Annotated in this window: 10 protein-coding genes; 7 read left to right on the top strand and 3 right to left on the bottom strand. The window is 71.0% G+C overall.

The annotated features are described in order from the left end of the window. Positions 1-119 precede the first annotated feature (119 nt). The gene (locus IE313_RS29990) at positions 120-1352 is read right to left on the bottom strand and encodes a GNAT family N-acetyltransferase (protein ID WP_189937778.1); all 1233 of its coding nucleotides are present in this window, start codon (positions 1350-1352) and stop codon (positions 120-122) included. A gap of 236 nt (positions 1353-1588) precedes the next feature. Next, positions 1589-2782, bottom strand: a complete 1194-nt coding sequence (locus IE313_RS29985) for a macrolide family glycosyltransferase (protein ID WP_189937776.1) — start codon at positions 2780-2782, stop codon at positions 1589-1591. Positions 2783-3228: 446 nt separating this feature from the next. Between IE313_RS29985 and IE313_RS29980 the strand changes: the two genes are divergently transcribed. Then, entirely contained in the window at positions 3229-5358 is a 2130-nt protein-coding gene (locus IE313_RS29980; protein ID WP_189937773.1) for an ATP-binding protein, read from the top strand. A gap of 275 nt (positions 5359-5633) precedes the next feature. Here IE313_RS29980 and IE313_RS29975 read toward each other — a convergent pair whose 3' ends face one another. Continuing rightward, complete coding sequence (locus IE313_RS29975; protein WP_189937769.1) at positions 5634-7010, bottom strand: aminotransferase family protein; 1377 nt, start codon at positions 7008-7010, stop codon at positions 5634-5636. A 268-nt stretch (positions 7011-7278) separates the two neighbouring features. Between IE313_RS29975 and IE313_RS29970 the strand changes: the two genes are divergently transcribed. The 6 genes from IE313_RS29970 to IE313_RS29945 all read left to right on the top strand — a co-directional run. Next, complete coding sequence (locus IE313_RS29970; RefSeq protein ID WP_189937766.1) at positions 7279-8538, top strand: ATP-grasp domain-containing protein; 1260 nt, start codon at positions 7279-7281, stop codon at positions 8536-8538. 178 nt (positions 8539-8716) lie between these two features. Further along, positions 8717-9916 carry a cytochrome P450 gene (locus IE313_RS29965; RefSeq protein WP_189937765.1) on the top strand — a complete coding sequence of 400 codons (1200 nt, stop codon included), beginning with the start codon at positions 8717-8719 and terminating at the stop codon, positions 9914-9916. Between the two features lie 303 nt (positions 9917-10219). Continuing rightward, a complete protein-coding gene (locus IE313_RS29960; protein WP_189937763.1) occupies positions 10220-11935 on the top strand; it encodes a thiamine pyrophosphate-binding protein in 1716 nt (571 codons plus the stop codon). Further along, positions 11935-13461, top strand: coding sequence for an asparagine synthase-related protein (locus tag IE313_RS29955; protein WP_189937762.1), 1527 nt, complete (start codon positions 11935-11937; stop codon positions 13459-13461). The genes IE313_RS29960 and IE313_RS29955 overlap by 1 nt, the downstream gene beginning before the upstream one ends. 73 nt (positions 13462-13534) lie before the next feature. After that, positions 13535-14485 (top strand): agmatinase, encoded by a 951-nt coding sequence (speB, locus tag IE313_RS29950; protein WP_189937761.1) that lies wholly within the window; start codon positions 13535-13537, stop codon positions 14483-14485. Beyond that, a partial coding sequence (locus tag IE313_RS29945) for a Fe(II)-2OG oxygenase family protein (protein WP_506005237.1) occupies positions 14482-15024 on the top strand: 543 nt, incomplete at its 3' end. The genes speB and IE313_RS29945, both read left to right, overlap by 4 nt.

Genomic DNA, 15024 nt, shown 5'->3' with positions numbered 1-15024 from the left:
CCGCGCCCAGCCAGTGGCGATCTCTCGGGAGAGGAAGTGGGACGTTCGGTGACTCGGAAGAGGAAGTGGGACGTTCGGGGCGGAAAAGAAGGCATCCGGGGTGACCGGGCGCGGCGCATTCAGAAGCCGTGCGGCAGCCAGGGGGCGGCGTCCGAGCCGAACGCGAGCGAGGTCGCGTCGAGCGTGCCGGCCGTCAGCTCACGCACCCGTCCGACGCGGGCCAAAGCAGCCATCTGCACACCGCCCAGGTACACGGTTGCCAGGTCCCGTGCCGTCATTGCGAGATCGGCCGGCCGCTCGGTGCGTACGCACGTCGCCCCCTGCCGGTCGCCACGCAGCAGCCAGCGTCGCTCGTTCCACGGGCAGAAAGCATCCGACACGTCCAGCACTACGTCCACCGGCGCCCGATAGGTACGGGCCGCGAGCGCCGCCCCCACGTCCACCAGGCGCAGATACAGCGCGTCCCGCAGTTGCATGTTGCTGCGCCGGACGTCCGACACCAGGTACTGAAGCGGATCGTCGACGGGTCGGCCATGTGCATGGACCGTGGAGGTGAGGTCCACGTCGAACAGCAGCCGCCACAGCGCCGCATGCGCCGCGGGGTCCGCCGCGTGCAGCGCGCTCAGGTGGACGATGCCGTTCGCACCCGGCCGCGGCTCAATGCGGTAGGTGACGAACCCCACAGGCTCGCCGTCGCGCGACGCCATCACGCACTGCAGCGAGGACCTGCCGGGCCGTTGCCTGGGATCGTCGAGGAACGGCAGCCGCTCCCAGCCCGGCATGCGCTCGAGCATTCCGGGCCTGCGGGGCACGTCCTCTGCGTACAGCCGCTCGCACAGCTCGCGGACTACCGAGTCTTCCGGACGTGCGCGGCGCAACACAAGAGCGTCCTCGCCCGCCACCTCCGCGACCCGCACTCGGGAGGAGTCGATGTCGAACCACAGCTCCTCGACGGCGGGACCGAAGCCGAACCGCCCATAGATGCCGGGCTCCGTGGCGGTCACCACGGCAAGCGGCTCGTTCCACTTCCTGAGCCGGTCGAGCTGATACCGCATCATCGCCCGGAGCAGGCCTCGCCTTCGGTGTGTGGTGGCCACGCTCACCATTCCGAAGCCGCCTGTCGACACCAGGGATCCGCCTGGCACCGTCATCCGGAACGCATGCATGGCCGTTGCGCCGACGCACTCCTCCCCGTCCCACAACCCGACAGCGCGCTCGGGGTCGATCACCGCCTGCCAGAAGGACCGCCGCTCCTCGCCTTCGCCCTCGCCTGTGCGGCCGAAGGCCAGGAGCATCGACTCGAACCATCGGTCCCATTCGTCAGTGCGCAACACTCGGAGATCAGTCGTCATGTGAGTTGCCCTTCCTTCGATCGTGTCTCTGCGGGTGCGAGATAGTCCTGTTGGTTCCGCCGCTTGCGCTTGTGCCGCTGATTGATTCCTCGGTAACCCGTCAGCCAGGGCGGCGGGTCGGCCGCGCGGCGAGGCACTCGCATGGGAAAGTCCTCTGCGCCGGGTTGTGATCTCGTAGCCGAGAAACCTCGCTCCCTGGGTCCCGGGCCTGAGTGATCGGGCGAGCGGGCGAGCGGTCAGCCGAGCAGTTCCTCCAGCGCGTCCGCGCCGAGCGCGGCACCGTCGACCGCGCGCAGGTGCGCGCCGAACTCGGTGACGTTGGCGCGGATCACCGGGTCGAACGCCACCTCGTCGACGGTCCGGCGCAGCAGCTCCGCGGTGATCTCGGAGGGGTCGAGCCGACGGCCGAGGCCGAGTTCCGCCGCGCGCCCTCCGTTGACGACCTGTTCGGGCATCTGCGGCACCGACACCAGCGGAACCCCGTAGTACAGCGACTCCAGGGTGGAGTTCATGCCGGTGTGGGAGAGGAACACGGTGGTGCCGGCCAGCACCGCCGGCTGCGGGAAGTACGGCGCGACCTCGAAGTTGTCCGGCACGGGCGGAAGCTCCACCCGTTCGCCGACGGCCATCACCACGTGCCAGCGGCTGTCGCCGAACGCCTCGATGCACTGGGCGTAGAAGTCGGGGCGGTGGTTGAAGGCGGTCCCCAGGGAGATGAACAGCACCGGCGAGCCGTCGGCGGGCGGCTGCCAGCCCTGGGCGTCGGCCCGGGAACCCAGCGCGGGGCCGAGGAACCGGAACCGGTCGTCGAAGGTGTCCCCGGCGATCTGGAATGTGCGCGGCATGAACACCAGGTGCAACGCGCAGGGTGGTTCGAACCTCAGGGCCGGTGTGTGCGTGGGCAGTCCGTTGGCCGCGCGGAACCGTGCCTGCGTCCCGGCCAGTTCGGCCAGCGCCCCGGTCAGCCTTTCGTCGTCGGCCATGCCGCCGCGCACCAGCATGTCGCGCAGGTCGAAATGCTCGTTGTTGGCCCAGCTCGGCATCAGCGCGACCGTCGGCACCTCCAGTCTCCCCGCGAGCAGCGGTCCGAGGACGTCCATGCTGTCGAAGCAGACGGCGTCCGGCCGATCCTGCCCGAAGTGCGCCAGGATCGACGGGCACACCAGCTCGGCCTGCTCCTGAGCGGCCCGCAGGCCGGCCACCAGGACCTCGACGGAGTACGCGTACGGGTAGCCCCTCTGGGCGGGGCGGGGCAGCGCCCAGGGCCTTGCGACCGGGGTGGCGCCGGCGGCGAGAACCGCGGGCAGCAGGTCGGCGCCGGTGATGTACGTGACCCGGTGGCCCCGGGCCACCAGCTCCTCCACCAGGGGCAGGGTGGGGTTGACGTGGCCGTGCCCGGGCACCACCGTGAAGGCGAAGTGCTTGCTCATCTCTCCTCGGACTTCGGACTCGGGATCGGGTGGGGGCCGACGGGGTCGGCTCGGTGGCGCCGGTCGTGCCCCCGCCCGGTTCGCCGGGCGGCGGCCACGGCCGACGACCGCAGCCTCGTCAGGGCGGCTTGCTGATCGCTTGACGGCGCCCTTGCCATCGGGTCGGCGCCCACCGTCGGCTCCGGTGTCCCGCGTCGCCGCGAGCGGCCACCCGCTTGCGGCGAGTGCGGTGACCAGCAGGGGGGAGTGCCGGCTCGCCGCTGCCGCGGCCGCGGAGGGCCCCTGGCGCGTGGCGTGGATCACACTGCCCGCCCCGCAGGAACGCCGTCCTCGTGTGCTTGCATGGAAGCAAATCTTTGTAGCCTATAACCTCTGCTGGTGCCAGGCGGACTGCGGTGTGTCCCGGGCGTGGGCAACCGTCCGCATCACGTCAAGGAGGGCGGCCCGTGTACAGCCAGCTCACCAGTGTCGGGAGTGTTCCGGAGAACCGGTCGTCGGAATCGACGGCCCCGACGACGGTGCGGGCCCCCGCGATCTCGCTGTTCGGGCCACTGTCGGTCAGACTCAACGGCCGCAGCGTCAAACTCGGCCCTCCCCGCCAACGGGCGGTGCTGGCGGTGCTGCTGACGGACGTGGGCCATGTGGTGCCCGTGCCGACGATGGTGGACCGGCTGTGGGGCAGCGAACCGCCCCAGCAGGCACTGGCGTCGTTGCACTCGTATGTGTCACGGCTGCGCAAGCTGCTCTCCCACCGGCCATTGCCCAATGGTTCCCGCCTGGAAATCCAGTACCGGCCTCCCGGCTACGTCCTTCTCGCGCCGACGGACGAGATCGACGCGCTCCGCTTCGAGCAACTCGCCCAGGAGGCCCACCAGGCCGCACACACCGGGGACCACGCCGGCGCTTTCCGCCTCTTCGGCGCCGCTCTGCGCATCTGGACCGCCCCTCCCCTGGACGACCTGGCCGAATACCCCTTCGCCGGCCAGGAATCAGTCCGCCTGGAGCGCATCCGCCTCACCGTCATCGAGCAGAGGGCCGAGATGGCCTTCCTACTCCGGCGCGATGACGTGACATTGCCCGAACTCGAGACCGAGGTCAGCCGCAACCCGCTGGAAGAACGCCTGGTGACCCTCCTCATGCGAGCCCAGTACCGCATGGGCCGCCAGGCCGACGCCCTGCGCACCTTCGAACGTACCCGGCACCTGCTCGCGGACGAACTCGGCGTCGACCCCAGCCTCCAACTCCAGCGCATGCACGCCAACATCCTGCGCCACGACCCGTGTCTGCACCTGCCCGAGGAATTACCCGCGTCGGAACCCAAGCCCCTGGCCCTCGCCGGCACCCACCGCCCCGCCGAACCCACCACGGACCCCGAAGCACACCCATTCGTCGGCAGGCACGACGAACTCGCCACCCTGATCGCCGCACAACGCGCCACCTGGTCCGGCACGGGCCGCACCGCAGTCCTGCTCGGAGAAGCAGGCAGTGGCAAGACACGCCTCCTCCAGCAGTTCACCGCCACGGCCGGGGCGAGCGACGTGATCACTGTCCAGTGCCCCAATATGCAGGGCATGCCGCCCTACTGGCCCTGGGCCCGCATCCTGCGGCGCGCCCTGGACGTGCGGCCCCGCTTCGTACGCTCCCTGTCCGGCCGGACACGGCGAGTGCTGGGCCACCTCGTACCGGAACTGGCCCCCGCCCACGACGAGCCGTCACAGCAGGCCCCCACCACACCGACGGACTTCGAGTTCCACGACGCCATCACCCGGGCACTGGAAATCCTCAGCCGAAGCCCGCTCATCCTGGTCGTCGAGAACCTCCACTGGGCCGACCTCTGTTCCTGGGAGGTCCTGCGCTTCCTGGTCGGGCAGTTGACCGGTGCGCGTCTGACCCTGCTGGTGTCCCTGCGGACCTTCCTGCCCGCCCACGACCCGCATCTGCGCAAGACACTCGCCGCCCTCGTGCAGCAACCCGGCGTCGAGATCATCCACCTCGGCGGGCTCAGCCAGTCGGAGACCGCCGCCCTGGCCGCCACCGTGACGTCCCGGACAGCGGTACCGGGCAGTGACGTCATCGCGGCGCTGCACGAGCGCACCCACGGCAACCCCTACTTCGTCCTCGAACTGGCCAGGCACCTGACCGATCGCACCACGCTCGACGACGTGCGCACCATGGTTCCCGACAGCCTCCGCGACGTCATCCTTGAACGGATCGGCTCCCTGCCTGAAGACGTCCGCACCGTACTCGACATGGCCTCCGTCCTCGCCCAGGGGGTGCCCCGGGTCTTCCTGGAGGACATGACGGGCCAGGCCGGCGTAGTGGCGGAGGCGGTTCGCGCGGCCCAGCGCGGCGGCCTGCTGCGGCTGGAGTCCGAGGAGTACGAGAGCATCGACTTCGAACACTCGCTCGTCCGCGACGTCGTGCGCCAGGACCTGTCCGAGGAGGCCGCCGTGGAACTCCGCCAGCGTGCCGTGCGCTCCGTCATCCGCCAGCTACCCGTTCTCACCCCGCTCGCCGTGCCCGTCACCCCTGCGGACGCGGCCCTGCCGGGCGCCAAGGACGCGCGGGGCCGCTGACCGCCGGTGCCCACCGCCGGCGCGGAGCTTCGACCCGCCCGGGCCCGGGCCCGGCCACCGACGCCGAATCGCGGGTGCGCGGGCAGGGGCGGCCACCGGTGCGGACCGCGCCGGACCCGTTTCCCGCATCCCGCTGCCGCGGTTACGGTCCCGGTGGCGCGCGTGCGGACACCCGACGCGGGTCGACCCGCTCCGCACGTGGGACACACGTGTCGGAGCGGGTCGACCCGCGTTCGGTCTGCCGCCGCGGCGGAGGCGCCGCCGCCCGGGGCGGCCTACTCGATGGTTCCGTCGGGACGGAGCCGCCGCAGCACCGAGCGCACGCCTTCCGCGGCCTCGTCGGCCTCCGCCTCGGTCAGTACGAGCGGCGGCGTCAGCACGAAGGAGTTGGGGTTGCCGCGCACCAGCACCCCGCTCTCCTCCCGGATCCGGTCGGCGACCGGGGAAGTGCCCTGGGGCAGCGGCTCGCGGGTCTCCTTGTCCGACACCAGTTCCACAGCCATCATCAGCCCGAGCTGGCGGACCTCGCCGACGGCCGGCAGGTCGAGCAGCGCGCGGAGCTGGTCGCCCAGGTAGTTGCCGACCACCTCGGCGTTGCGTACCAGTCCCTCCCGCTCGATGATGTCGAGGTTCGCCAGGGCGACGGCGCAGGCGGTGGGGTGCCCGTTGTAGGTGTACCCGATCGGGAAGCCCGAGTCCCGGCCGATCGCCTCCGCGACGCGGCTGTTGAGCAGCACGGCCCCGTGCGGGACGTATCCGGAGGTCAGTCCCTTGGCGGTGACCAGGATGTCCGGGGTGACTCCGACGTGCTCGGCGCCGAACCAGCGGCCGAGCCTGCCGTATCCGGTGACGATCTCGTCGGAGATCAGGAGGATGCCGTACGAGCGCAGCACTTCGGCGACGCGGGGCCAGTAGTCCGGCGGAGGGATCAGCACGCCGCCGGGTCCCATGATCGGCTCGCCGATCATGGCGGCGATGTGCTCAGGACCGATCTCCTCGATGGTCTCCCGCAGTTCCCGCAGGCAGAACTCGGTGGGGTCCTCACCGTGGAAGAAGTGGCGCTTGTACGGGTACGGCGCGGTCAGGAACTTGACGTTCGGGAGCATCGGGCCGAATCCCTCGTGGTATTCGGCCGAGCCGGTCACGCTCCCGCTGCCGTAGGTGATCCCGTGGTAGGCCATGTTGCGGGCCAGGAACCAGGTGCGTTCCGGCTCTCCGTTGCGGTAGTGGAAGTACCGGGCCATCCGCAGTGCGATGTCGTTGCCCTCAGCCCCGCCACTGGTGAAGTAGACGTGGTCGAGGCCCTCGGGTGCTATCTCGCCGAGCCTGCTCGCCAGCTCGATCGCGCGATCGTTGGAGAAGTTCCAGCGGCTGTGGAAGAACTCCAGCCGCTTCATCTGCGCGGCGGCGGCTTCGGCGATCTCCGTCCGCCCGTGTCCGATCTGCGACAGGCCCAGACCGCCGATCCCGTCCAGGTACTCCCGACCGTCGACGTCCCGGACCCGGCAGCCGGATCCCGACTCGATGATGAAGCGCTCCCTGCTTTCGGTCGGGGTGTAGGGGTGGACGATCCGCCGTACGTCGTCGGCGGCGAGGCTCGCCGGCCTCGTCGTACTGGTGGAGGCGGGTGCGTCAGTGGTGGTCACGGCCATGTCTCCTCGGCTGGGTGGTCCCGATCGACAGGCAGAGGTTCCCGTTCGGCGCTTGCCGTCCACTTGCCCACCGTCTTGCCGCCCCGGCAGGCGGTGGGTGGGGCGCCCACCCGATCCCCCCTGGCCGTTCGCTTGACGGCCCACTGACGCGGGGGGTGTCCCGGCGTCAAGCGGCCTACACGGCCGCGGGACGAGCGTCGTCCTGCCTGCCTTTTGCACCAGCCGTGCTGCGGGCCGACCGTGGACACCGACACAACGAGGAGCCCCGATGTCACACCGACCGAGGATCGTACTCGTCCACCAGCGCGACTACATGCCATGGGTGTTCGAAGGCGCGGCCCGTGCCGGGTTCGATCTGGTGCTGCTGCCCTGGAAGGCCTTGGACCTGGACCCGGCCGACCTGCCCGACCCGGTCGTGTCCTGCCTGTTCCTCGACACCGAAGCCGACATGGCCGGCGCCGTGCGGGCGCTTGAGGACCTGCACGCCCGCGAGGGGTTCGAGGGGATCATGGCGTGCAGCGAGCTGGCGGTGCCCCTGGTGGCCCGCGTGGCGCGGTCCCTCGGTCTGGTGGGGCTCGACGAGGAGACGGCACTGGTGGTGCGGGACAAGTCGCTGATGCGCGAGCGGCTGCGGGACGCCGGGTTGCCCGTCCCGGGCTTCGTCGCGCTGGGCGCTCCCGAGGAGTGGCAGCGTGCGCGCGGCCTGCGCACACCCCTGGTCGTCAAGCCCGCCACCGGCTACTCCAGCTTCGGTGTGGTGCGCGTCGACGACGCCGACGACCTGGAGGCCACCGTCCATCAGGTCTGGAAGCTGTCCGGCGGCGAACTGGGCTACGGCGGCGACGGCCACACCGTGATCGTGGAGGAGTACCTGGACGGTCCGGAGATCTCCGTCGAGTCACTGGTCCACCAGGGCGAGGTCCGGGTGTGCGCGATCAACTACAAGGGCGAGATGCCGGGGCCGTACTTCGAGGAGGTGCGCTTCCGATCTCCCGCACCGCTGCCCCCGGACGTGCTGGCGGACGTCGAGCGGCAGGTGGTCGCCGCCCATGCCGCGTTCGGCGTCACCACCGGCGCGACGCACACGGAGCTGCGGCTGTGCCGCGGTACCGGACCGTTCGTCCTGGAGATGGGGGCTCGCATAGGCGGGGGCGGCTTCCTGCACCACCTGGTGCAGGCCAGCTCGGGCATCGACTTCGCCGCCGAGGCGCTGCGCATCTGCGCGGGCCGGCGGCCCCTGTGCTGGGACGAGCCACCGGCGGTCGTCGGACATGCCGCCGCTTACCTGGTTCCGGTGGGCGCGGGCGGGCGCATAGAACGCTTCCACGGCCTCGACGGGCTCGACGGGAACCCGGAGGTGGACCGGGTGCTCCAGCTCATGTGTCCGGGCCAGGAGGTCCGGCCCTATCCCGCTCCCCTCACCGCGCATCCCGTGCTGGTGATGTCGCGGCACGACTCCGACGCCAGGGCCGCGGCGTTCCACGACGAACTCGCCCGGTCGGTCTGGATCGAGTACCAGCGGCAGTGACGGCGCAACCGCCCCGCCGGGGACCCGTTGCCGGCGGGGGCGGACGGGGAGCGGGAAGCGGGCGCGCTGACACTCCTTGTGGGCGGCCGGCTTCCCGCCCGCCCCGTCCATGCCGAGGCGGACGGTTCCAAGCCGGTCGTCCAATGCGCGCCAAGGGGAGCGGACGACGCTCCGTGGCATGACCACGGATCAGACGCCGCCGGCCTACCCCTTCGAGCATCCGGGCTCTCTCGACATGAACCCGCTTTACGCCGAACTCCGCGAGCGCACCCCGCTGGCGAGGGTGCGGATGCCCTACGGAGGTGAGGCGTGGCTGGTCACGCGCTATGAGGACATCAAGCGTGTGCTCGCCGACCACCGGTTCAGCCGGGCCGCCACCCTCGGCAAGGACGTGCCCCGGGTCCTGCCGACCATCCCCACGGCCCGCTCGATCGTCACCGCCGACCCGCCGGAACACACCCGTCTGCGAAACCTGGTGAGCAAGGCGTTCACCGCGGAACGCGTCGAGCGGCTCCGCGGCCGGACGCAGGAGATCGCCACCGAGCTGATCGACCGGATGGTGGAGCAGGGGCCCCCGGTCGACCTCGTCCAGGCGTTCTCCATGCCGTTGCCGGTCACCGTGTTCTCCGCCCTGCTCGGGGTGCCCCTTGAGGACCGGGACCGGTTCAACCACTGGGTGGACGCCATCAGGACGATCGGTTCCCTCACCCCGGACGAGGTCGAGCTTGCCCGTCGCGAACTCGACGCGTACCTGGCCGGCATGGTCGCCCAGCGGCGCGCGCAGCCGACGGACGACATCCTCGGCGCGCTGGTGGCGGCGCGGGACGACCAGGACCGCCTCTCCGAGGAAGAGTTGATCATCTTTGGTGTGACCCTGCTCATCGCGGGCAGCGACACCACCGTCAACCAGATCGGCAACTTCGTCTACACCCTCCTGACCCAGCCCGAGGCGCTCTCCCTGCTGCGCGAGGACCGCAGTCTGCTGCCGGGGGCGCTGGACGAACTGCTCCGGATCACCCCGATGGGCACCACGGCCGGCGTCGCGCGCATCGCCACGGAGGACGTGGAGCTGGCGGGTGGCGTGGTGCGCGCGGGGGAGGCCGTGTTCGTGCGGATCGCCTCCGGCAACCGGGACCGCACGGTGTTCGACGACCCGGACACGTTCGACATGACACGCGACCCGAACCCGCACATCGCCTTCGGCTTCGGCGTGCACTACTGCACCGGGGCCCAGTTGGCGCGGATGGAGCTGGAGGTGGCACTCGGCTCGTTGCTGGACCGCCTGCCCGGCCTGCGGCTGGCGGTCCGGCCCGAGGACGTGACCTTCAAGCACGACCGGCTGCTGCAAGGGCCGTGGTCGCTGCCGGTCACCTGGTAGTTCTTCCCGCAAGCCGCGCCGCCCGCCGACGGCGGCGCCCGCGCCCGACGCCCGCCGACCGCCTCGCCAGGAGCGATCACCCGGGGCGTGGCGCCGGCGCGAGCCGGCAGGGCGGGGGACGACCCCTTGTAGAAGCGGCAAGGGGTTCGCCCATGAATCTGCAAGTTGTCGGTTGGAGGCTCGAATCACGCGGCGTCGTGCCACCGGCTCGCCCCCACCGGTGGCACGACGCTCGCACCGCAACTTCAAGCACGGCGCGTTCCTCCCCCCAAGACACGAACCCGTATGCGAAGGAGTTCCCCCATGTCACGTATCTCCACCGTGTCACGTTCCAAGACCTCGACGGCCCACGCCCTCCTCCGGCGGCTGCGTGACCACGGAGTGCGGACGGTGTTCGGAGTGGTCGGCCGTGAGGCGTCGGCGATCCTCTTCGACGAGGTGGACGGGATCGATTTCGTCCTGACCCGGCACGAGTTCACGGCGGGGGTCGCCGCCGATGTGCTGGCGCGCATCACCGGGCAGCCGCAGGCGTGCTGGGCCACGCTCGGCCCGGGCATGACCAACCTGTCGACCGGGGTGGCCACCTCGGCGCTCGACCGCTCCCCCGTCATCGCACTGGCCGCGCAGTCCGAGTCCTACGACATCTTCCCCAACGACACGCACCAGTGCCTGGACTCCGTGTCGATCATGCGGCCCATGACGAAGTACGCCGCCGAACTCCAGCGCCCCGATGACATCGACGACCTGGTCGACTCGGCCGTGCTGGCGGCGATGACCGAGCCGGTCGGTCCGAGCTTCCTCTCGTTGCCGGTTGACCTGCTGGGCAGCGAGACCGGCACGGAGGGGGAGCGCGCCGAGGCCACGACCCCGGCCAAGCCCTTCACCGCGACCTCCGAGGGGTGGCAGGAGGCGGCGCGGCGTGCGGGAGAACTCATCGCCGTGGCCGAGCATCCGGTGCTCGTGGTCGGCGCCTCCGCGATCCGGTCGGGCGCCGTGCCCGCCATCCGTGCGCTGGCCGAGCGGCTGCGGCTGCCGGTGATCACCACGTACATCGCCAAGGGCGTCCTGCCGCAGGACCACGAGCTCAACTACGGCGCCGTGACGGGCTACATGGACGGCATCCTCTCCTATCCGGCGCTGGACACCCTGTTCGGCCGGGCCGATCTCGTCCTCACGCTGGGCTACGACTACGCGGAGGACCTGCGGCCGTCGATGTGGCGGCACGGCGTGGACAAGACGACGGTCCGGGTGGCGCCCACGCCCAATCCCGTGCCGCGGGTCTACCGCCCGGACATCGATGTCGTGACCGACGTCCAAGCGTTCCTGACGTACCTCGAAACCGCCACCGCCGAGGTCACGCCCAAGCAGCCGCACGACATCGCCCCGCTCCGGGAGCGCATCGCCGCCTTCCTCTCGGACACCGAGGAGTACTCCGACGGCATGCGGGTCCAGCAGGTCATCGACTGCATGAACACCGTGATGGCGGAGAGCGCCGAGGGGGACGGCGGGACCATCGTCTCCGACATCGGTTTCTTCCGGCACTACGGCGTGCTGTTCGCCCGGGCGAACCAGCCGTTCGGATTCCTCACCTCGGCCGGCTGTTCGAGCTTCGGCTACGGGCTGCCCGCGGCGATCGGCGCCCAGCTCGCGCGGCCCGGACAACCCACCTTCCTCATCGCCGGGGACGGCGGCTTCCACTCCAACAGCGCCGACCTGGAGACGATCGCCCGGCTCAACCTGCCCATCGTCATGGTCGTCGTCAACAACGACACCAACGGTCTGATCGAGCTCTACCAGTACATGGGCCACGAGCGCTCGCACGACCCGGCCATCAAGTTCAACAGTGTCGACTTCACCAAACTCGCTCTGGCCAACGGGGTGGAGTCGACCAGGGCGGGCAGCCGGCAGGAGCTGCTGTCCGCGCTGCGCAAGGGCGCCGGGTTGGGCCGCCCCTTCCTCATCGAGGTGCCGGTGGCCTACGACTTCCAGCCCGGTGGGTTCGGAGCCCTGAGCATCTGATGGCCGCGCAGACTCTTCCCGCGGCGATCGGCTTCCTGGCCTCGGTCCGGGAGGACTCGGGCGCCGGGCTCCCCAGGAGAGCCTTCGCCGCACGCGGCGAGGCGGCCGAGGTGCGGGACGGCTTTCCCGGCTCCCATCTGGTGGCGCACCTGCTGCACAGCGGAGCGCCCGACGGTGCCCACGCACACGCCGGGGGCCGGGCGGTGCTGCTGGCCGGAGAGCTCTACAACCGCGGCGAGTTGCTCTCCCTGCTGCCCGACGGGGCCGCTTCGGCGGACGACGCGGCCCTGGTGCTGGCCCTCTTCGCCCGCTACGACCGCCATGCGTTCCGGCTGCTGAACGGACGCTTCGCCGCGCTGCTGGTCGAGGGCGGGCGCGTGGTGCTCGCCACCGACCACGCGGGGACGGTGCCGCTCTACGCGAACGTCGCGCCCGGTCGGCTGCTGGCCGCCACGGAGGTCAAGACGTTGCGCACCGCGGTGCCGGGGCGACCCCTCGCCGGGACGCGCCCCGTCCGGGGCCTGCCCGGCACGTACCAGCTCAGGGCCGGCCTGGTCCTGGACGTCGACCTCGGCAGCGGTGCCTGCACCGCCGACCACACGTGGGCCCCTCCCCGCTCGCGCCTCGTACTGCCCGAGGACGAGGCCGTGGGCCTCGTGCGGCGCAGCCTCGAAGGTGCCGTGCACGCGCGGCTGGGTACGGCCACGCCCATGGTGGTGCTGTCCGGCGGCATCGACTCGTCCGGTGTCGCCGCCCTCGCGGCCGGCAGGCTCGACGACAGGATCGACACCGTGTCGATGGGCACCGAGGACGCCGACGAGTTCGCGCAGGCCCGCACCGTCGCCGAGCACATCGGATCCCACCACAGCGAGATCACCATCCCCACGGACGAGTTGCTGCGCTCGCTGCCCCATGCGGTGTGGGCGGCCGAGACGCTGGATCCGGCCATCGTCGAGTACCTGCTGCCCCTGACGGCGCTCTACCTGCGGATCGGCGGCGGGAACCGGCGCATCCTGACCGGCTACGGGGCGGACATACCACTGGGCGGCATGCACCGCGAGGGCCGGCTGGCCCCCCTGGACGACGCCATCGTGAGCGACATGGACGGCTTCGACGGCCTGAACGAGTTGACGCCGGTCCTGTCCACGGTGGCCGGCCACTGGACGACGCACCCGTACTGGGACCGTGCCGTGCTGGATGTCCTGGTCTCGCTTGAGGCCGGCCTGAAGAGCCGGTACGGGCGGGACAAGTGGGTGCTGCGAGAGGCGCTGGCCGACCTCCTCCCGCGGCAGACGGTCCTGCGGCCCAAGCTCGGCGTCCACGAGGGATCGGGGGTCTCCTCGGCCTTCAGCGAACACCTGGTCGACGCCGGACTGCCGCACGAGCACCTGCGCGAGACCAAGAAGCTCTACGTCCGGGAGCTGTTCGACCTGGTCGTCGTCGGCGGCCGCGATCCGGACGAGGTGGAGACGACGACGGTGCTCGAGCGGGTCACGGAGCGCCTGTGCTCGAAGGTCGTCCGGTGACCGGAGCGGACGGACCACCCGGACCCGCGAGAGAGGCCGACGTGCAAGCCCGATCGAGAGGAACGGCTGAGTCGTGAAGCGCATCGACACCGACGTCTCACCCCGCTACGCGCAGATCCCCACTTTCATGCGCCTGCCCCACGTGCCGTCGCCCCAGGGCTACGACGCGGTGGTCATCGGCGCGCCGTACGACGGGGGCACGAGCTACCGGCCGGGTGCCCGGTTCGGCCCCCGCGCGATCCGGGGCGAGTCGGGGCTCATCCACGGTATGGGCATCGACCGCGGGCCGGGGACCTTCGACCTGATCTCCTGCGCCGACGCCGGGGACATCGACCTGACACCGTTCAACATGCACATCGCGATGGAGACCGCGGAGCGGCGTCTGAGCGGCCTGCTCGACGGCAACGGCGCCTTCCTCATGCTCGGCGGCGACCACTCGCTGACACTCGCCGCCCTGCGCGCCGTCGCCCACCGCCACGGTCCGGTGGCCGTCCTGCACCTGGACGCCCACTCGGACACCAACCCCGCCTTCTACGGCGGCGAGTACCACCACGGCACGCCGTTCCGGCACGCCATCGAGGAGAAGCTCGTCGATCCGCGCCGGATGGTCCAGATAGGCATCCGCGGGCACAACCCCCGGCCCGACTCGCTCGACTACGCCCGGGGCCACGGGGTGCGGATCATCACCTCCGACGAGTTCGCCGAAGCGGGCCCGGCCGGCACCGCGCGCCTGGCACGGGAGTGCATCGGCGACGCACCGGTCTACGTCTCGGTGGACATCGACGTCGTCGACCCCGCGTTCGCACCGGGCACCGGCACCCCGGCCCCCGGCGGGCCGAGCTCACGGGAGGTCCTGTCGCTCCTGCGGCACGTCGGTGATCTCAAGCCGGTGGGATTCGACGTGATGGAGGTCTCGCCGCTCTACGACCACGGGGGGATCACCTCCGTCCTGGCCACCGAGATCGGGGCCGAACTCCTCCACCAGTACGCCCTCAGCACGGTTCGAGAAAGGGAAAGCGCATGACTGCCCTGGACTGCTCGGAGTTCTCCCCTCAACTGCAACGGCTCTTCGCCCGGCTGCCGCGGGTCCCGCGCGGCGATCTGCACGCCTTCTTCGACGCCGCCCGCTCGGCCGCGGACGCCCTGCCGGCGCGGTTGGCGACGGTGCTCGACGAGTTCGGCTCCGCCGGCAACACCGACGGTTACCTGTTGCTGCGCAACCTCCCCGTCGAGGCGGACGACGCCCTGCCCCGCACGCCGGAGAGCACACCGGCCCCGGTGGAACGTGAGCTGCTGAACATGGAGGCGGCACTCGCCGTCGTCGGCCGTCGCCTCGGGCTGCACACCGGCTACCGGGAGCTGCGCGCCGGCACGGTCTACCACGACGTGTACCCCTCCCCCGGGGCGCACTTCCTGTCGTCGGAGACCTCGGAGACGCTGCTGGAGTTCCACACGGAGATGGCGTACCACGTCCGGCAGCCCAACTATGTGATGCTCGCCTGTTCCCGGGCGGACCACGAGAGCCGGGCCGCGACGCTGGTCGGCTCGGTGCGCAAGGCGCTC

This window comes from Streptomyces sulfonofaciens, assembly GCF_014656295.1.
Taxonomy (GTDB): domain Bacteria; phylum Actinomycetota; class Actinomycetes; order Streptomycetales; family Streptomycetaceae; genus Streptomyces; species Streptomyces sulfonofaciens.
Note: the sequence above shows the minus strand (reverse complement) of the source record. Positions and strands in the feature narration are given on the sequence as shown.